The organism is Streptomyces sp. NBC_01306, assembly GCF_026340465.1.
Taxonomy (GTDB): Bacteria; Actinomycetota; Actinomycetes; order Streptomycetales; family Streptomycetaceae; genus Streptomyces.
On record NZ_JAPEPC010000001.1, the window covers coordinates 5,575,811 to 5,593,575 of the forward strand.

Annotated in this window: 14 protein-coding genes; 4 read left to right on the top strand and 10 right to left on the bottom strand. The window is 71.5% G+C overall.

All coding sequences use genetic code 11. The features are described 5' to 3' along the window. Position 1: 1 nt before the first annotated feature. The 3 genes from OG385_RS24605 to OG385_RS24615 all read right to left on the bottom strand — a co-directional run bounded on the left by OG385_RS24605 (position 2) and on the right by OG385_RS24615 (position 2,348). The gene (locus OG385_RS24605; RefSeq protein WP_266857709.1) at positions 2-931 is read right to left on the bottom strand and encodes a metal-dependent hydrolase; all 930 of its coding nucleotides are present in this window, start codon (positions 929-931) and stop codon (positions 2-4) included. A gap of 129 nt (positions 932-1,060) precedes the next feature. Further along, positions 1,061-1,465, bottom strand: a complete 405-nt coding sequence (locus OG385_RS24610; RefSeq protein ID WP_266857711.1) for a nuclear transport factor 2 family protein — start codon at positions 1,463-1,465, stop codon at positions 1,061-1,063. 37 nt (positions 1,466-1,502) lie between these two features. After that, positions 1,503-2,348: a DUF1684 domain-containing protein gene (locus tag OG385_RS24615; protein WP_266857713.1), complete on the bottom strand. Its 846-nt coding sequence runs from the start codon at positions 2,346-2,348 to the stop codon at positions 1,503-1,505. Between the two features lie 30 nt (positions 2,349-2,378). Between OG385_RS24615 and OG385_RS24620 the strand changes: the two genes are divergently transcribed. Then, a complete protein-coding gene (locus OG385_RS24620) occupies positions 2,379-3,611 on the top strand; it encodes an NAD(P)/FAD-dependent oxidoreductase (RefSeq protein ID WP_323183845.1) in 1,233 nt (410 codons plus the stop codon). Between the two features lie 103 nt (positions 3,612-3,714). Here OG385_RS24620 and OG385_RS24625 read toward each other — a convergent pair whose 3' ends face one another. The 4 genes from OG385_RS24625 to OG385_RS24640 form a co-directional block, all read right to left on the bottom strand. Then, the gene (locus OG385_RS24625) at positions 3,715-5,655 is read right to left on the bottom strand and encodes a hypothetical protein (protein ID WP_266857715.1); all 1,941 of its coding nucleotides are present in this window, start codon (positions 5,653-5,655) and stop codon (positions 3,715-3,717) included. Positions 5,656-5,723: 68 nt separating this feature from the next. Next, positions 5,724-8,825, bottom strand: coding sequence for an alpha-N-acetylglucosaminidase TIM-barrel domain-containing protein (locus OG385_RS24630; protein ID WP_266857717.1), 3,102 nt, complete (start codon positions 8,823-8,825; stop codon positions 5,724-5,726). A 547-nt stretch (positions 8,826-9,372) separates the two neighbouring features. Further along, positions 9,373-10,020, bottom strand: coding sequence for a response regulator transcription factor (locus OG385_RS24635; protein WP_266857719.1), 648 nt, complete (start codon positions 10,018-10,020; stop codon positions 9,373-9,375). Then, entirely contained in the window at positions 9,984-11,273 is a 1,290-nt protein-coding gene (locus tag OG385_RS24640; protein WP_266857721.1) for a sensor histidine kinase, read from the bottom strand. The genes OG385_RS24635 and OG385_RS24640 overlap by 37 nt, the downstream gene beginning before the upstream one ends. Positions 11,274-11,507: 234 nt before the next feature. Here OG385_RS24640 and OG385_RS24645 point away from each other — a divergent pair, with 234 nt between their 5' ends. Further along, entirely contained in the window at positions 11,508-13,619 is a 2,112-nt protein-coding gene (locus tag OG385_RS24645) for an MMPL family transporter (protein ID WP_266857723.1), read from the top strand. 130 nt (positions 13,620-13,749) lie between these two features. Here the strand turns inward: OG385_RS24645 and OG385_RS24650 are convergent, their stop codons facing one another. Next, positions 13,750-14,313 (bottom strand): winged helix-turn-helix domain-containing protein, encoded by a 564-nt coding sequence (locus OG385_RS24650; protein WP_266857725.1) that lies wholly within the window; start codon positions 14,311-14,313, stop codon positions 13,750-13,752. Positions 14,314-14,702: 389 nt separating this feature from the next. Beyond that, complete coding sequence (gene glnII / locus OG385_RS24655; protein ID WP_266857727.1) at positions 14,703-15,722, bottom strand: glutamine synthetase; 1,020 nt, start codon at positions 15,720-15,722, stop codon at positions 14,703-14,705. A gap of 154 nt (positions 15,723-15,876) precedes the next feature. Here glnII and OG385_RS24660 point away from each other — a divergent pair, with 154 nt between their 5' ends. Next, positions 15,877-16,848, top strand: a complete 972-nt coding sequence (locus OG385_RS24660; protein ID WP_266857729.1) for a Gfo/Idh/MocA family protein — start codon at positions 15,877-15,879, stop codon at positions 16,846-16,848. Positions 16,849-16,907: 59 nt separating this feature from the next. Here the strand turns inward: OG385_RS24660 and OG385_RS24665 are convergent, their stop codons facing one another. Next, on the bottom strand, positions 16,908-17,267 hold the full coding sequence (locus OG385_RS24665; protein WP_266857731.1) for an ArsC/Spx/MgsR family protein: 360 nt from the start codon (positions 17,265-17,267) through the stop codon (positions 16,908-16,910). A 129-nt stretch (positions 17,268-17,396) separates the two neighbouring features. On the opposite strand from OG385_RS24665, the gene OG385_RS24670 reads away from it, so the two are divergent. After that, positions 17,397-17,654 carry a hypothetical protein gene (locus OG385_RS24670; protein ID WP_266857733.1) on the top strand — a complete coding sequence of 86 codons (258 nt, stop codon included), beginning with the start codon at positions 17,397-17,399 and terminating at the stop codon, positions 17,652-17,654. The last annotated feature ends 111 nt before the right edge of the window (positions 17,655-17,765 follow it).

Sequence of the window (17,765 nt, forward strand, 5' to 3'; positions counted from 1 at the left end):
GTCAGTGAGCTCCGTTCGCGGCAGATGAGTTCGCGGCAGGCGAGTTCGCGGCGGGCGAGTTCGCGGCGGGCGAGTTCGCGAGATAGGCGACGGCCTGCGCGGTGCTGCCTTCCTGCGAGGGGTGGTACGTACGGCTCAGATAGCCCGGTACGGACCGGGCAATGGCCCCGGTCGTGGGCAGCAGCCCCTGCTTGCCGCGCCGATGGTACGCCCGCAGGGTCGCCCGGCCGTCCACGAGCAGCGGATCGTTCTCCATGAAGAACCTGACACCGCGCTGCCAGAGGAAGACCAGCGCGGAGAAAGCGGTCGCCCAGGTGCGCACCCTGCGGCGGTAGCCGCCGTCGATGTGCTGGAAGACCTCGAAGGCGACCGACCGGTGCTCGACCTCCTCGGCGCCGTGCCAGCGCAGCAGGTCCAGCATGGTGGGGTCGGCGCCGCGCCGGTCCAGAGCCTCCGCGTTGAGCACCCAGTCGCCGAGGAAAGCCGTGTAGTGCTCGATCGCTGCGATCGTCGCGACCCGCTCCTTGAGCCACCAGCGGCTCGCCCGGCCGGGCGGCAGCGTCCGGTCGCCGAGCAGCTTCTCGAAGAGCCAGTCGACCTGGGCCGTGTACGGGGACGGGTCGAGCCCCTGTGCCGCGAGATGGGGGAGTACGTCGTCGTGCGCCTGCGAGTGCATGGCCTCCTGGCCGATGAACCCGATGACGTCCTCGCGCAGCCGCGCGTCCCGGATCAGCGGCAGCACCTGCTTGTAGACGTGCACGAACCAGCGTTCGCCCGCCGGGAGCAGCAGATGCAGCACATTGATGGTGTGCGTGGTGAACGGGTCACCGGGCACCCAGTGCAGCGGGGTGGACTCCCAGTCGAAGGAGACCTTGCGGGCCTTGAGTGCTATGTGCTCCGAAGCCACCGGGGCGGGCTGCGTATTAGACATGGCGTCAATGTACCGACGGGTACGCCCGAGGAACAGGGCCTTGCACGCAGCTGTTCGGCTGCGCGAGAGTCCTTGTCGGCCCTGACTGGGGCGGGTCAGCCGGTGCCGTGGGCGCGGGTGAGGGGCTGCTCAGCGCCGGCCGGGCGATCCGGGCGACGGCATGGATTCGTTGAGCGGTACGACGTTGAAGTATTCCTCGATGCGGTCGATGAGGCCGCCGTCGAACCGGAAGTACATCGCCGCGTGTACGTCACTGCGGGACCGGTCGGTCATGGTCAGGTGGAGCACTTGCTGCTGGAGTACTTCGTCGCCGTTCTGGAACTGCCGCACGATGTCGTACCGAAGTGTCTCGACGTCGGCGGCCAACTGCTTCAGCAGTTCCATGTTCTCGTCGATCGGCTGGTCGCCGCTTCCGTCGTTGTGCCACACGGTGGCGGTGCCGGTGCACAGGGATCGCATCGTGGCGTAGTCCCGCACCTCCCACTGCCGGAGGTAGTGCACCGCTGCTGCGCGAAGGTCCTGGTCGGGTGTCATTGTTTCTTCCTCTCGGGTGTGCCGGTTGCGGCGGATGTCAGACGGCGGGGCCGGCCGCGGTGCCCGCGGCCGTCTCATCGCCGAAGACGGGGGCACGTTCCCCCGCTTCGATGCGCAGGGGGAGGTGGTTCTCCCGGGGCGGCAGCGGGCAGGGGAAGGCCGCCGAGAACATGTGGTGAGGAACAACAGCCCGGTTGAAGTCGATACGGGCCGTACCAGCGGCGTCGTCGGGCAGAGGCAGGATCAGCCACCGGCCCATGGCGGGCGTGTCCGTGCCGCTGGTGCCGTCGGTGAACGTGATCAGCAGGGTGTCGCCGCCCACACCGAACGCCCGGAGCGTGTGCCGCTCGCCTCGCAGATCCAAGACGAAGTCACCAGGGGACGGGAGGGTGTCCCGCATACTCGGGCTGGTCAGCCGGGTCACTTCCAGGAGACGCCCGGCGTCCGCCGGACGGAACTCCGCCTCGACGGCCCAGGCCGGATCCCATGGCCACGCCTCGATCCCGCGCAGGCCGACGAGGGTGGGCGCGGCCGGATCCCACACGACCAGGACATGGGCTCCCCGCAGTTCCTCGATGGTGCCGCGCCGTCCGCCGGGGAAGGACAGGCGGCTGGCGCCGGTCAGTTCCACCGCGCCGTCCACGGCTCGGTCATCGACGGAGACGCCCTCCGCATGGGCCGCGGTGAGCGTCAGGCTCCCCGAGAAGCCGGTGGACGTCCACCGCCCCGGGACCTCGGGGATTTCCTGACCCGGTTCCGTGATCAGCCGAGAGGCGATGCGGCCCGCCTTCCCGTCCGGGCCGGCCATCTCCTCCCACCGGCTCCGACGCCACCGGTCGTACCCGGTCAACGCGCCGTCGTCACTGAAGCATTCGCTGGACACAGTGTTCTCCTCTGTAGGGGGCGGTCACCTGTGACCGCCGTCAGGACCGTCGCGGTCCGACCGGTCGTGGCGATGGTTCGGATGGTGCGCTCGCCCGAGAACATGAGCAAAGCTGTTTGCTGTTACGGCAAATGCGGGAAAGGTGCCGTGCTGGTGATCGCGGGCGGCGAGCAGCGGATTCGCGTGCACGTGCGCGTCCGGAACGGCGTCCCACCGGCGGGTTTGCGGATTCGGCAAGTTCTTTTGCCTCATCGGCCAGGGCGGGTGAACATGCCTGATATGAACACAAACCAGTCCGTGGAAGTGATCGTCATCGGCGGCGGTGCCGCCGGTCTGTCCGGGGCATTGACCCTGGCCCGGGCGCGCCGCTCCGTGATGGTGATCGACTCGGGGGAGCCGCGCAACGCGCCTGCTTCCGGCGTGCATGGATTCCTCTCGCGCGACGGCATGCCGCCTCGCGATCTCGTCGCTCGTGGGCAGGAGGAGGTGGCCCGCTACGGCGGCAGTGTGGTGCCCGGTCGTGTGGTCTCGGCCGAGCACGTCGACGGCCTGTTCGAGGTCACGACGGAGACCGGCGAACGCTACAGCGCCCGGCGGCTGCTGGTGGCCACGGGGCTGACCGACGAACTGCCTGAGGTGCCCGGTCTCGCCGAGAGGTGGGGACGCGATGTTCTGCACTGCCCCTACTGCCACGGGTGGGAGATCCGCGACCAGCCCCTGGGAGTGCTGGGGACGGGGCCCATGTCGGTACACCAGGCGCTGCTCTTCCGGCAGTGGACCTCGCGCATCACCCTGTTCACCGCCGACCGCGTCGAGGTCACCGATGATCAGCGCGAACAACTGACTGCGCGCGGCGTCGACGTGGTGGAGGGCGCGGTGGCGGCCATCGAGGTGGACAAGGACCGGCTGACCGGGATTCGGCTGGCTTCCGGCCGGGTGGTCGAGGTCACGGCGGTGGCGTTGAGTCCACGGATGCGTGCCGGCAAGGTGCTGTCGAGCCTGGGCCTCGACCCGGTCGAGCACCCGATGGGAGTCGGCGAGCACATCGAGGCCGATGCGACCGGCCGCACCGCGGTGCCGGGCGTGTGGGTGGCCGGCAATGCCACCGACCTGGCCGCTCAGGTCGTCGGTGCGGCGGCGGCCGGCACGGTGAGTGCTGCCGCGATCAACGCTGATCTGGTGGCGGAGGACACCGGCATCGCCGTTGCCGCGCTGCGGCGCGCGCAGGAAGGCCGGGAGCGGGCGGAGAGCCAAGGGCTGTGAACGCCTGTCCGGTCAGCCCGGAACACGGAAGGGAGAGGGGCATGGGGACTTGAGCGTCCGGCTGGGCCGCTGGAGTGCCGGGCCGCCCCGCCCCAGCTCCGCGTCATCGCAGCGCGCTGACGCGGGTCCCGTCCGCCAGCCGTCCGGTCAGCTGCGCCTTCGCACCCTGCTTCGCGGGCACGGCGAGCAGCGGGCCGGTCGCGCTGCCCGTCACGCCGCCCGTCGTGGCCAGCGAAGTGAACTGCGTACTGCCCGCAGCCAGCACGTACCACTGCCCGCCCCGCGACTTCCACAGCACTCCGGCGAGCACCCGCGGCTGCCGCTTCCCGCAGGCCGGTGAGTTCTCCGCCTTGGCCACCACCGTGTCGGGGTCCGGCCCCCGGCCACCGGGCACCCGGAACTGCGCGAGCACCCGGCTCCCGGCGCCGCGCCAGGTCTCCGCGCGGGTGCAGAGCCAGGCCGCCCGGCCGCCCGACGCGGGCAGTTGCTGGGCGGCGAACTGCCAGGAGTTCACCGTGCGTACGCCGTGCGAGCGGACCACGGGGAGCAGACAGGCGGTGTGCGCCCAGCTCGCCAGGTCCGCCGCACCCGTCACGTCGTGCGGCCCGGCCGGCGGACCCGCGAGCAGCCGGGCCGGGGGCAGCTCGCCCAGATCGGTCACCAGATGCGTGCCCGCGCCGTCGCGCAGCGCGAGCGCGTTCCAGGAGGTACAAGCGCGGGAGGCACCGGGGCCCGGCACCGGATCGGTGACACCGTCGGCCGAGCGGCCCAGTGGCCGCGCCCCCGCAGAAGGGGCGAGCAGGTCCCGCACACTCGCGCCGCGCACCCAGGGCGCCGTCAGATAGCGGACGTTGCCGTCGGACCTGCCCACGACCAGCGCGTCCGAAGCGGCCTCGTCCGCGCCGTCCACCCGCGCGAAATCCAGTGCGCTGCCTCCGCCGCCGTCCTTCGCCTCGGCGTACCGCACCACCCGCAGACCGTCGTAGAGCAGCACGACCACCGCGTCGTCCACCGTGCCCGCGTACAGCAGCTGCGGCGCGCCCATCGGCGGCCCGGCGGGAGTGCCGGGGGTCGCCGAGACCTGTACGGAGTCGCCGGGGCGGGCCCAGACGGCGAGCGCGCGCCGGAGCAGCGCGGTGTCACCGGTGCGGTCGCCGCGCGCGGGCCACACGGAGAAGTCCGTACGGGACGACATCTTCCACGCGGTGCCCGCGACCCGGGTCAGCTTCGCCGGATTCAGGGCCTGTTCGGACACCGGATTGCCGGTGTACGCAGGTGCTGCGGCCCGACCGGCACCCAGACCGCCGTCCGGCAGCGCCAGCAGGGTCCCGCACACCAGGACGGCGGCCGCCGCGACCAGCGCACCCCTGCCACGGCGCCTGCGCCGCAGCAGATCGGTCGGCCTGGCCTGGAGCGAACAGGGGTCGAACGCGGCGGACGCCAGCAGCCCGTACTGCGCCGCCGGGCCGTCCGCCCGGTCCAGCGCCGTTCTGGGATCGGCCACCCCTGCGGCCTCCAGCACCCGCCGTACCCGGGTGTCGTCCAGCCCTTCGAGGCCGCGCAGCGCGTACGCGGCGCGGGCGGGCCCGGAGAGGGCGGAGAGCCGCTGGTCCAGGGCGAGTTCATCGGCGCCGCCGGACCGGGGGAAGAGCCGCAGCCCCCACACCTGGGGCAGCAGCGGCGGCAACTGGGCGCGGCGGGGCCAGGCGTTCCACCGCCGGGGCCGCGCGACCTCCAGCGCCGCCGCGACCACCCGGCCACGCACATAGGCGTAGGCCGGGTCGCAGTCGTCCGCCCGGCGGGGCGACGGAAAGGAATCGGCCGCCCCGGACCGCCGTCCGCGCGGCAGCGCCCGCTGCGCGAGGGAGTGCGCGGTCAGCACCCGGCGGTTGCGGCCGAGCGAGGGCGGCAGGATCAGATACGCCAGCCGGACCAGCCGGGGGTAGTGCTCGACGAGCGCGGCCCCGGCCTGTCCGGCGTCGACATCGGTGGCGGCATCGGCGGCGGCCGGGCCGGGCGCGGAGCGACGGGTGTTTGACGGCACATTCAGCAGAACGAGCGAATGGTGGGATGGTCACCCGGGGCCCCGCCGCGACAGGGCCCCGGCGCGGCTCAACTCAGCGACCAGCCGCTGAAGTCCACGGTCCCGCGCATCCCGTTTCCGCCGTTCGTCGCACTCATGAAGATCCCGGTGTCCTGGCTGTCCGCCGCACTCGGCACGGCGACGGTGGCGACCGCGCGCCAGCTGCTCCCGCCGTCCGTCGAGAAGGAGCCGGTGTACGCCGTGCCCGCCCGCGTGAGCCGCAGCACGACCGGTGCCTTGATCCCGGTGACGCGCTTGTAGGTGTCCAGCGCTCCGTCGCCTTCCGTGTCGTACGAGAGCACGACGCCCTGGCCGGGTGTCACCGCCAGGTTCAGGAACCCGGCAGAGCCCGGGGTGGCCAGGCTGTTGCGCACGACGATCCCGCACCGGGCCCAGCTCCCGGTGTCGTCCTGGGAGTCCACCCGTACTGTCACGCTCGTACCGTCGGTCATCGCCCCCGCGCGGAACGCGGTGCCGAACTGGGTGGTGCCCTTCCACAGGTCCTGCCCGCCGCCGTTGATGGCCAGCCGTCCGTCCAGCTGCCCGAACACGGCGTCGTTGCCGGTGTACGTCCGCCACCCGGCGGCGAGCGGAGCGGCCACGTACACCGCGCTCCGCTCCCGCACGTCCACCTGCTTCCCGCCCTGCGGTCCGAACCGGGTCAGCAGGGTGTACGGCATCGGGCGCAGCGGAGTGGTCAGCGGTTCGGAGGGTGCGGTGACCAGCCACGAGACCGAGCCCGACGCGCCAGGACCGACACTCTTCAGGGAGGTGCCGCCCTTCGGTGTCCCGTTCAGGCCGGTCAGCGTGAAGTCGACCTGGCCGGTCGCGCGCAGCCCGTTGAGGTTGCGGAAGCCGGCCGTGACCGTGCCGGTGCTGCCCGGGGTGAAGGCGACGGGCTGCGCGGAGACGGTGGCGGCGCCCTGGTACGGGGCCGTGGCCAGGGTGTCGTACACCCGCTGCGCTGTGCGGTACGCGTCGCCGGTCGCCTTGACGGGGTACGACTGCGTCCCGTGGGTCCAGGACTGCTCGTCCGGGAACCAGTCGAACGTCTTGGCGTCCCGTCCTTCGGCGAGCGCGGCCGCCAGTTCGTCCAGGAACGCCTGCCACTGCGGGAGGTGGACATCGCTGAGCAGCCCGTGCCAGTCGCGGTTCGCGTAGTTGCTGAGGTGGTCGGCTGCGGTGCGGTCGCCCCACGTGGTGATGAGGGTGCGGGCCGTCCACTCCAGCTGCACCGCCTCGGCCGGGCTGGTGGCGAAGCGCTTCGCCTCCTCCAGCCAGGGACCGAGCAGGAACGCCTGGTGGCAGCCGGCCAGCGTGTCGGCGAGCCGCATCAGCTTCAGCCAGAGCGCCGACAGCGTACGGAGGGTGGCGGCGTCCTTGCCGGTGTAGGCGTCGTGCAGTTGGGGCAGCAGGATCCGGCCCCGGTCGGCGAGTGCCTGCCGGGCGAGATCGACGAGGTCGTAGCGGTACGCGTCCGAGCCGCGCAGCGGTGCGCCGACATCGAGCAGGGCGGCGAAGGCGGTGTCGAACCCGGCGGTGTCGAAGGCGGACTTGACGGAGGCGGTGAGGCTGGGCCGGCGGGCGAAGAGCGAGTCGACCGGGCGTCCGTCGGTGGTGGTCAGCTGGTAAGCGGTGGTGGCGAGCGCGGCGAAGGCCGTGCGCGCGGCGCGGTCGTCGCCGCCGTAGCGCACGCCGGCGTACCGGGTGAACCACGCGGTCCGGTCGATCTTCTCGGTGCGCCAGGCCAGTTCGCTGAAGAGCTCGAAGGCGGCCGGGTCGCGCTCGGCGGCCTCCGGCATGTACGCGGTGCCGACCAGCGCGCTGCCCGCCCGGTCGCGCCACGCCGTGAACTTCTCCGTCCAGCGGTCGGTGTCGGCCCCGATCGTCGTACGGCCGCCGAAGTCGGGGATGGAGCCGAAGGCGTACGGGGCGCCGCCCCAGTCCTTTTCGCGATCGGTGACGGTGTCGATGTCGGAGAGCCCGTCGACGATCAGGATCCGGTCGGTGTCCACGGCCCGGAGCAGTTCGGCGCGCGGGTTGGCGCCCCAGCCGAGGATGACCCAGGTGGCGTCGGGGTGGGCGGTGTGCAAGGAGGTCTCGACGGCCCGGGCGGCGTCGGCGACGGGGACATCACCGGGGGTGCCGCCCTCGTGGAGCAGGTCCATCTTGAAGTGCTGTGCCTCGCCGAGGAGTTCGGACTGGTGCCGGTAGAAGGCCGCGGCCACCCGGTCGAAGACCTCGCTCCTCGGGTCGAGCCAGTCGGGGCGCCGCAGCCCGTTCCAGGTGCCCTGCGGTACGACGTCGGCGCCGGGGTTGCGCTCGGGGAACTCGTCAGGCACGGTCCCGAAGTAGCCGGGGAACACCGGGTGCATCCCCAGTTCGCGCAGCCGGTCGGCGATCCGCCGGCCCAGGGCGGCGCGCCGGTCGATCAGCGCGGTGGAGAGCGGGCCGCCGTATCCGCTCATGTTCTGGAGGAGCCACCAGGGCTGGTGGGAAGGGGCGGGCAGCCAGGCGCGGGCCTCGGTGTCGGAGTACCCGAAGTCCTGGAGCAGCCGGTGGTAGACGGCCTCCTGACCGGGCGTGATGAGGACCTCGTTGCAGCCGTGCAGGGCCAGGACGTCGATCGTCCGCTCCCAGTGCGGCCAGTCCGCGTAGGGGGCGGTGTAGCCGTCGTGGGTGTCGTTGAGCGCGAAGCGGTGCGGGACGGTCGCCGACTGCTGGACGGCCGCGCCGGGTGCGGGCAGCCGTGCGGGGAGGTCGAGCTGCGAGGTGTTCCACGAGATGTGCGCCCGGCACACGTACTTGAGGTACCAGTGGACGCCGGTCAGTGCCGTGGCGGGGCCGGTGGCGGCGACCTCGATCCGGCCCGTGGAGCCGGTGACCCGGAAGCGTTCCGCGCCGGTGAGAAGCGTGAGCGTGAACTGGTCTGCGTGGCGCGGCAGCAGACGCTTCAGGGCGGCGCGGGCCGGGCCGGTGTTGAGGGGCTCCGGTGCGGCGGGGGAGCGTCTCGGGGGGATGGCGGCCGGTGCGCCGGCCGCTGCGGCGGGGGTCGCCTGTGCGCCGATCGCGGCGCCGGCGCCGATCGCGCCCGCGGTGCTCAGCAGCGTACGTCTGGACAGCTCGTGCATCGGCACTCCCTCGTGTTGCGCGTCAATGCTGCTGACGGTCCGTGCGATGACAGATGCATGCGATGCGCACGGTAATGACGAGGGGGAGGCGGAGCAATGGGGCGCACAGGTATGAGTGCGTAAAAGCGGCCCGGTTCCATCTTTCGGCCCGCCGGATTCAGGGTTGGTCAGCCGTGGAGTTGGGTATCACGGCGATCTTCATCAGGCCGATTCCGGTCTGTTGGCAGCTGCTCGGGTGTACGGCACTGACCTGCGAATTGTTCACCCGTTCCCGGCAGGGCCGTTCAGCTGCCTGCCCCGCCGGGCGCCGGCCTCTCGCTCCGGGAGATCTCCGATCGGCATTTCCGGTACGGACGGACCGTTCAATGAATTCGAGTGACCGGTATCGAGCCGCTCATTCGCGGCGGGGCGGCAAAGTGGCAACTGAAAGAAACTGGACCATGAAAAGGGCGGTCTTTCCGGGGGAAAGGCCGCAGATGGGCCACGTTCGCTTATCCGCGGGATCTCGCTCCCGGTTCCGGTCCGTACGGGTCAACCGCCGGTACCGCTACCCCCGGTCGAGATAGGCGAGCACCGCGAGGACCCGCCGGTTGTCGTCGTCCGACACCGGCAGGCTCAGTTTGCCGAAGATGTTCGACGTGTGCTTCGCCACCGCCCGCTCCGTCACCACGAGCTGGCCCGCGATGGCCGCGTTGGAACGCCCCTGCGCCATCAGCTCCATGACCTCCAGCTCGCGCGGGGTGAGGCTGCCCACCGGCTTGTCCTGGGCCCGCCGGGACAGCAGTTGCTGGATCACCTGCGGGTCCATCGCGGTACCGCCCGCCGCCACCCGGCGCACCGCGTCGATGAACTGGTCGGCGTCGAACACCCGGTCCTTGAGCAGATATCCCACGCCTCCCGTACCGTCCGCCAGCAGCTCGCGCGCGTACAACTGCTCCACATGCTGCGACAGGACCAGGACCGGCAGCCCGGGCCTGGCCCGGCGGGCGGCCAGCGCGCACTGGAGGCCCTCGTCCGTGTGGGACGGCGGCAGCCGGACGTCGACCACAGCGACGTCCGGCTCCAACTCGGCGAAGGCCTTTGTCAGTTCGGGTCCGGTCTCGACCGCTGCCGCGATCTCGAAGTCGTACGCCTCCAACATCCGGACCAGGCCGTCTCTCAGCAGGAAGAGGTCTTCGGCGAGGACAACGCGCACGGAATCTCCATCGTCACCATGGTCGGGCCGCCCACCGGGCTGTTGACGGCCAGTACGCCGTCGAATGTACCCAGTCGGCGTTCGATTCCGCTCAGTCCCGAACCCTTTCCCGGCGACGCGCCCCCGCGGCCGTCATCGGTGACCGACATCCGCAGCATCCCCCGGGTGTGGTGGATGTCGACCCAGATCCGGTCCGCCCCCGCGTGCTTGACGGCGTTCGTCAGGACCTCGCTGACCGCGAAGTACGCCGCCGACTCGACCGGGGCCTCCGCACGGCCCGCCATGTCCACCTCGACCTCGGTCGGTACGGGCAGCCGCAGCGCCAGGGCCCTGACCGCGTCACCGAGTCCGCGCTCCGCCAGCACCGGCGGGTGGATGCCGCGCACCAGGTCCCGCAGCTCCGTGAGTGCCTCCGCCGACGACTCGCGGGCCATCGACAGCATCTTCTTCGCCTGCGCCGGGTCCTTCTCGATGAGCGCCTCGACGGTGGAGAGGTTCATGCCCATCGCCACCAGCCTGGCCTGCGCACCGTCGTGCAGATCCCGCTCGATCCGGCGCAGTTCGGCGGCCGAGCTGTCCACGGCGTCGTGCCGGGTCTCGGTGAGCCGGTCGATGCGCTCGCCCAGCTCGGCCTCCCTGGTCGGGGCCAGCACCGAGCGGGTGATGGCGAAGTGGACGCGGATCAGAGCGGGCCCGAAACGCAGTCCGGCCGCGATCCAGCAGACACCGACCAGGGCCGCGAGCGCCGCGGTGGTCCAGCTGTCGACCCGGACGAACTCGTACCAGTAGCCGCCGCCCGCACGGACGATCGGCTTCCACAGACCGAGCAGCAGCAGGATGCCGAAGACCCCCTCGCTGAACAGCGACAGCGGCAGCAGCGCGGTGACCGCGCCCGCCGTCATGTCGACGAGCAGCCAGCGCATGTCGCGCCATGTCGCTGGATCCTTCACCAGCACCGTGCAGCGCTCCACCTGACCGGCTATGCCCGGCCGTGGCTGGAACGGGAGCGGCCGGCGCACCACCGGAATGCGGGTGCCCGTCCACTTGGCCGCCAGCAGCCGGCGCTGGTCGGCGTGCGAGCGGATCAGGTCCAGCAGCGCCGGCGTGGTGAAGACACCGACACCGACCGGGATCAGTGCGATCGAGGTGACCGCCAGGGTGAAGAGCGTGATCGAGCCGATGAGCGACATCCCGGCCAGCGCCAGGCCCCGTACGGCCGCCACCCCCGCGTCGCGTACCTTCGTCGCCCTCATGGTGATGTCCCTCTCGTCCCTGGCCGGGTGATCGCCGGCCTGGACACCAGTGTGGCCGCAAGGGGGCGCCCGGGGCATTGGGTTCCGCACCCGATTCGGGGGTGTAGCTGGCACCACCCCCCGCCCCTCGCCCTATGGCTCCGCACAGGGGGCCTCGACGGCTGGGGCCGTCCGCGGCCCGTTCCTAGCGTGGGAGGCGAATCAACCGACGCTTACAACTGGGGGCGAAACGCCATGAGGCTCAACCTCGCGGCCCGTATCGGTGTGTGGAGCGCGCACCACCGCAGAACAGCCATCATCGGCTGGCTGGTGTTCGTGGTGCTCGCCATGGGCATCGGCGGGGCCTCCGGCATGGTCAACATGTCCGACTCCGAGAACGGCGCGGGCGACTCGGCGCGGGCCACCCGCATCCTGGAGGACGCCGGTCTCAGCCGGCCCGCCGGCGAGATGGTCATGGTGTCGGGCAGGAGCGCCGGCGACTGGAAGCCCGCGGCCCGCGCGGTCACCACGGCCGTCGGGAAGACCGGAGCGGTACGGAACATCGCGGCGCCCGTCCCCTCCAAGGACGGCAGGGACGCGCTGATCACCTTCGACATGAAGGGCGACGCGGACACCGCGGCCGACCGGGTGGGGCCGGTGCTCGACGCGGTGTCCGGGGTGCGTGCCGGCCGGCCGGACGTACGGATCTACCAGTTCGGCGACGCCAGCGCGGGCAAGTGGCTCGGCGACCTGCTCTCCAAAGACCTCCGGTCGGCCGAATTCACCGCCGTACCACTGGCGTTGGGCATCCTCCTGGTGGCCTTCGGGGCCGTGGTGGCCGCGCTGCTGCCCGTCGGACTCGCGCTGACGGCGTGCATGGCGGCCTTCGGGCTGCTGTCACTCGCCAGTCACCAGCTGCACCTCTTCCAGACCACGTACTCGGTGATGTTCCTGATGGGCTTCGCCGTCGGCGTCGACTACTGCCTCTTCTACCTGCGGCGCGAGCGGGACGAACGGGCCGCGGGGCGCGACGCCGAGACCGCGCTGCGTATCGCGGCGGCCACCAGCGGCCGGGCCGTGCTCGTCTCCGGGGTCACCGTGATGGTGGCGATGGCCGGGATGTTCCTGTCCGGCCTGATGCTGTTCAAGGGCTTCGCGCTCGCCACCATCCTCGTGGTCCTCATCGCGATGCTCGGCTCGGTGACGGTGCTGCCCGCGCTGCTCTCCTGGCTGGGCGACCGGATCGACGCCGGCCGGGTCCCGCTGCTGAACCGGCGCGGCAGGCGCGGCGTGCGGCAGAGCGGCGCGACAGCCGGACGGCTGCTGAAGCCGGTGCTGTCCCGTCCCGCGGTCTTCGCGGCCGGAGCGGTGGTGGTGCTGCTGGCCCTGGCGGCGCCCGCGCTGGGTATGAAGACGGAGGAGCTCGGCCTGGAGAAGCAGTTCGGCTCGTCGTCCGAGCTGTCGGTCTCCTACCGCCATATCGCGGACACCTTCCCCGGCGGTCCCGCCCCGGCCACGGTGGTGGTCGAGGCCGACGACATCGGAGCGCCGGGCGTACGCACGGCACTCGCCGGCTTCGACCGGGTCACCGTGCACAGCCGGCAGAACGTCGCGGAGATCGAGGTGCCCCTGCCCACCGGCCGGGCCGGGCTGACCGAACTGCGGGACGAGCGGCTGCCCGCCGTCTTCGACGGCACCGGCGCCCATGCCTACGTCACCGGGGAACTGGCGAACTCGGTCGACTTCAACCATCAGCTCAAGCACGGCATCGTTCCGGTCTTCGCCTTCATCACGGCGGTGACCTTCCTGCTGATGCTCTTCTGCTTCCGCTCGTACGTCATCGCGCTGACGTCGGTCCTCCTCAACCTGCTCTCGGTGGCCGCCGCCTACGGGGTGATGGTCGCCGTCTTCCAGCACGGCTGGGGGGCGTCGCTGATCGGCTCGGAGAAGGCCGGTGCGATCGAGTCCTGGATGCCGCTCTTCGTCCTGGTCGTCCTCTTCGGTCTGTCGATGGACTACCACGTGTTCGTCGTGTCCCGGATCCGGGAGGCGCGCGAACGGGGGCTGAGCACCAGGGACGCGGTCGACGAGGGCATCCGGCGGACCGCGGGCGCGGTGACCGGCGCAGCAGTGATCATGGTCGCGGTGTTCTCGGTCTTCGGCTCGCTCTCGATGCAGGACATGCAGCAGATGGGCGTCGGACTCGCGGTGGCGGTCCTGCTGGACGCGACCGTGGTGCGGATGGTGCTGCTGCCCGCGGTGATGACGCTGCTGGGCGAGCGCAACTGGCGTACACCGAAGGGGGCTTCCCGGCTGCCCGGCCGCGATCACCGCGACGCGCCGCCGAAGGTACCGGCAGGCATCTGACCGTACGCACCCGGCGGCCGCACCAGTTCAGGATCAAAGGCAGCACAGCGCCCTCCCGGGCCGTGGGACAGGGGACCAGCCGGGGAGGGCGCTTCGGTGGGTGCGCGGAGACGGAGACGTACGGGTGTGATCAGGGCGCGTACTTGTACCCCACGCGGCGCACCGTACGGATCGTGTGCCGGTGCTCGGCGCCCAGCTTGCGGCGCAGCCGGGCCACATGGACATCGACGGTCCGGCCGTCGCCCACATGCCCGTAACCCCACACGGTGGTCACCAACTGGTCGCGGCTGTGCACCCGGTGGGGGTGCGCGACGAGATGCGCGAGCAGCTCGAACTCCAGATACGTCAGATCCAGCGTCCGCCCGTCCACCGAAGCGGTGCGCTGCGCACTGTCGATCCGCACCGCCCCGTCGGACGCGGTCGGGGCCGGTACCGGGCCCGGCTGGTGATCGGCGGGCACCAGCACCAGATAGCCGACCATCGGCGGCTGCCCGGGCACGGAGGGCAGGGTGTGCTGGGGTGCGGGCAGCCAGGTGGCGCCGGGCGGCAGGAAGTCCGCGACCGGGACCACCTCGTCACGGTCGACGGACCGCAGCCGGTGCCGGTGGGACGGGAGAGGTGTGGCGGTCGCGGCAGCCGCAGTGGTCGCAGCCGTCGCGGCAGTCGCTGCGGAGAAGGAACGGGTGTCAGCCATGAGTGGTCAGCTCTTTCACGCGGAGAGGTCGTCGAGGGACGTACGTCGTGCGCGCCGGCCGAAGGCTTCGAAGCGGAAGAGGCGTTAGAGGGCCGGCGCCTGTGTCGCACGGCAACACACTCGGTCGAAGTCGTGATGCTGACGGGACGGCCAGAACGGTTCGAGGTCGAAGCGACCGGTCGAGGTGTTCTGATGGCGGGCCATGTGCCCATTGAACCAGATACGCCGGACCGGCAGCAGGGGCTCCCGGCAAAGGAACGGCACGGGGGCGCCCACCGGTGCGGCGGGCGCCCCCGTGGGGAACGCGGTGCGGAGGCGTACCCGGGTGCGCAGAGTGTTCTGGGTGCTCAGGCACTCAGGCACTCAGGCACTCCGGGTACTCCGGGTGCTCAGACCTGTCCTGCCTTCTCCAGCGCGGTGCAGCAGGTGTCGGTGACCAACCGGGTCACCACGTACGGGTCGACGTTCGCGTTGGGCCTGCGGTCCTCGATGTAGCCCTTCCGGTCCCGCTCGACCTGCCACGGGATCCGGACCGACGCACCGCGGTCGGAGACACCGTAGGTGTACTCGTCCCACCGGGCCGTCTCGTGCAGACCGGTCAGCCGGTCGTCGATCCCGGCGCCGTAGTTCTTGACGTGGTCCAACGGCTTCGAGCCCTCGCCCAGCGCCTCGCACGCGGTGATGATCGCGTCGTATCCCTCGCGCATCGCCTGGGTGGAGAAGTTGGTGTGCGCGCCCGCGCCGTTCCAGTCGCCCTTCACCGGCTTCGGGTCGAGCGTCGCCGACACGTCGAAGTCCTCGGCGGTCCGGTAGAGCAGCCAGCGTGCGATCCACAGCTGGTCGGACACTTCGAGCGGCGACAGCGGACCGACCTGGAACTCCCACTGGCCGGGCATGACTTCGGCGTTGATGCCGGAGATGCCCAGGCCCGCGGCGAGGCAGTGGTCGAGGTGCTTCTCGACGATGTCGCGGCCGAAGATCTCGTCGGCGCCGACCCCGCAGTAGTAACCGCCCTGCGCGGCCGGATACCCGCCCTCGGGGAAGCCGAGCGGCCGGTGGCCGTCGAAGAACGTGTACTCCTGCTCGATACCGAAGATCGCCTCCTGCGCCTCGAACCGCCCGGCGACCTCGGCGAGCGCCGCCCGGGTGTTGGAGGAGTGCGGGGTCAGGTCGGTGTTGAGGACCTCGCACAGGACGAGTACGTGATCACCGCCGCGTATCGGGTCGGGGCAGCTGAACACCGGGTTGAGCACCAGGTCGGACGCGTGGCCCTGCGCCTGGCCGGTGCTCGAACCGTCGAAACCCCAGAGCGGCGGCGCCTCCCCGGTGGCCAGGACCTTCGTCTTCGAACGGAGTTTGGCGGTCGGCTCGGTCCCGTCGATCCAGATGTACTCGGCCTTGAACGTCACGGAAGCCATCCTTCGCTGGTGCGGCCCTGCTGGTGCGGCCCTGCGAGTGCGGCAGGTCCATGGCGGCAGCATCGCAATCCGCGGTTTCCCGGCCGTTGCCCGACGGTGAACGGGGTGTTTCCCGGCCCGGATCCGATGGCCGAGACTGGCCGGTATGACGAAGCCATCCGGTACGCAGCCATCCCGTACGCAGCCTTCCCTTGCGCAGCCATCCAGCGCGCAGCCACCCCGTACGAGGCCGCGCATCGGTCTCCTCGGCACCGGCCCCTGGGCGCGGTCCACCCATGCTCCCGCGCTCGCCGCCCACCCGGAGATCGAGTTCAGCGGGGTCTGGGGCAGGCGGCGCGAGGCGGCGGACGAGCTCGCCGCCGAACACGGGACGACCGCATACGACGAGGTGGACGCGCTCCTCGCGGCGAGCGACGCGGTAGCGGTGGCTCTCCCGCCGGACATCCAGGCCCCGCTCGCGGCCCGCGCCGCGGCAGCCGGGTGTCATCTGCTGCTCGACAAGCCGGTCGCCACGACGGTCGCCGGCGCACGCGACGTCGTTGCCGCGGCCGAGCGCTCCGGTGTCGCGTCCGTGGTCTTCTGCACGCTGCGCTTCACACCGGGGGTGGCCGAGTGGATCGCCGGACAGGCCGCTGTGGACGGCTGGTTCACCGGCCGCGCGGAGTGGCTCGGGGCGCTCTTCTCGCCCGGAGCGGACAGCCCGTACGCGGCATCCCCGTGGCGCAGGGAGAAGGGCGGGCTGTGGGACGTGGGCCCGCACGCGCTCTCCGTCCTGTTGCCGGTGCTCGGGGACGCGACGGAGGTCACAGCGGCCGGGGGCGCCGAGGACACCGTCCAGCTCGCGCTGCGCCACACCTCGGGCGCTTCCAGTTCGGCGACGCTCAGCCTGAGCGCCCCGGCCCGAGCGGCGGGCACCACCGTCGAGTTCCGCGGCGCCCACGGGGTCGCGGTGCTGCCGGAGCGCCGGGGCGGGGGTGCGCGGGTGCCGTTCGCCGCGGCGGTCGACGCGCTGCTCGCGGCCGTACGGACCGGTGAACCACATCCGTGCGACGTACGGTTCGGCCTGCGGCTGACCGAGATCCTGGCGGAGGCGGAGCAGCAACTGACCGGGAAGTGACCGGCGGTGGCCGCAGCAGGGCCGCTGAACCCCCGGCCGGGCAGCCCGGCCGGGGGAACTCACCGCCCGAGAGCGTCCCGGACCGCCTCCTCCGTACGCGCCACCACCGCTGTGCCGTCCTCCGCCGTGATGATGGGCCGCTGGATCAGCTTCGGGTGCCCGGCCAGCGCGGCGATCCACCGGTCCCGCGCCTCCGCGTCGCGCGGCCACTCCTTCAGCCCGAGCGCCTTTGCGTCCGGCTCCTGGGCCCGGGTGATGTCCCACGGCTCCAGTCCGAGCCGGCCGAGCACCGCCCGGATCTCGTCCTCACCGGGCACGTCCTCCAGGTATCTGCGGACGGTGTACGAAGCACCTTCCGCGTCCAGCAGGTCCACCGCACTGCGGCATTTCGAGCACGCGGGATTGATCCAGATCTCCATGGGGTCAAAGGTACGTGAGAGGCTGCCGGGACCCTTCTGGCCAGGGGCTTCTGTCAGTGCCCGGCAGTAAAATGGGGGCAGTTCGTGAGGGTCCGCAAGGGCCCCGTCACCAGCGCCTGGAGGTCGCCGATGGCCGTAGCCATGTCCCCGACGGAGTCACTGGTCAAGAAGAAGCTGCCCGCGGGAAAGCCCCGTGACTGGTATGTCTCGCACAACCGCAGGCTGAAGGCGATGCGCCTGGCCATCGCACTGCTCGACACCGGTGTCTACCGACCGGATCAGGCACCGAACCGGAAGATACGCTCCACGGCTGCCCTCGCGGGCATCCACCCGCCGTCCGACGCCACTTGCCGGATGGTGCGCGTCCTGATCCGCTTCGGGCGCTGAGCACAGCACTGCCCGACCGATGTTTCACCGACTGCTTCACCGATTGCTCCACCAGCCGTTCGGCCGGTGGGGGCGGATGTCAGCCCGCTCCCACCGGCCGAACGGCCCCCG

Excerpts from the sequence above, each read along its gene's own strand:
- OG385_RS24645 (WP_266857723.1), top strand. The coding sequence starts at position 11,508 with ATGAGGCTCAACCTCGCGGCCCGTATCGGTGTGTGGAGCGCGCACCAC.
- OG385_RS24630 (WP_266857717.1), bottom strand. The coding sequence starts at position 8,825 with ATGCACGAGCTGTCCAGACGTACGCTGCTGAGCACCGCGGGCGCGATC.
- OG385_RS24670 (WP_266857733.1), top strand. The coding sequence starts at position 17,397 with ATGGCCGTAGCCATGTCCCCGACGGAGTCACTGGTCAAGAAGAAGCTG.
- OG385_RS24650 (WP_266857725.1), bottom strand. The coding sequence starts at position 14,313 with ATGGCTGACACCCGTTCCTTCTCCGCAGCGACTGCCGCGACGGCTGCG.
- OG385_RS24660 (WP_266857729.1), top strand. The coding sequence starts at position 15,877 with ATGACGAAGCCATCCGGTACGCAGCCATCCCGTACGCAGCCTTCCCTT.
- OG385_RS24610 (WP_266857711.1), bottom strand. The coding sequence starts at position 1,465 with ATGACACCCGACCAGGACCTTCGCGCAGCAGCGGTGCACTACCTCCGG.
- OG385_RS24665 (WP_266857731.1), bottom strand. The coding sequence starts at position 17,267 with ATGGAGATCTGGATCAATCCCGCGTGCTCGAAATGCCGCAGTGCGGTG.
- OG385_RS24605 (WP_266857709.1), bottom strand. The coding sequence starts at position 931 with ATGTCTAATACGCAGCCCGCCCCGGTGGCTTCGGAGCACATAGCACTC.
- OG385_RS24640 (WP_266857721.1), bottom strand. The coding sequence starts at position 11,273 with ATGAGGGCGACGAAGGTACGCGACGCGGGGGTGGCGGCCGTACGGGGC.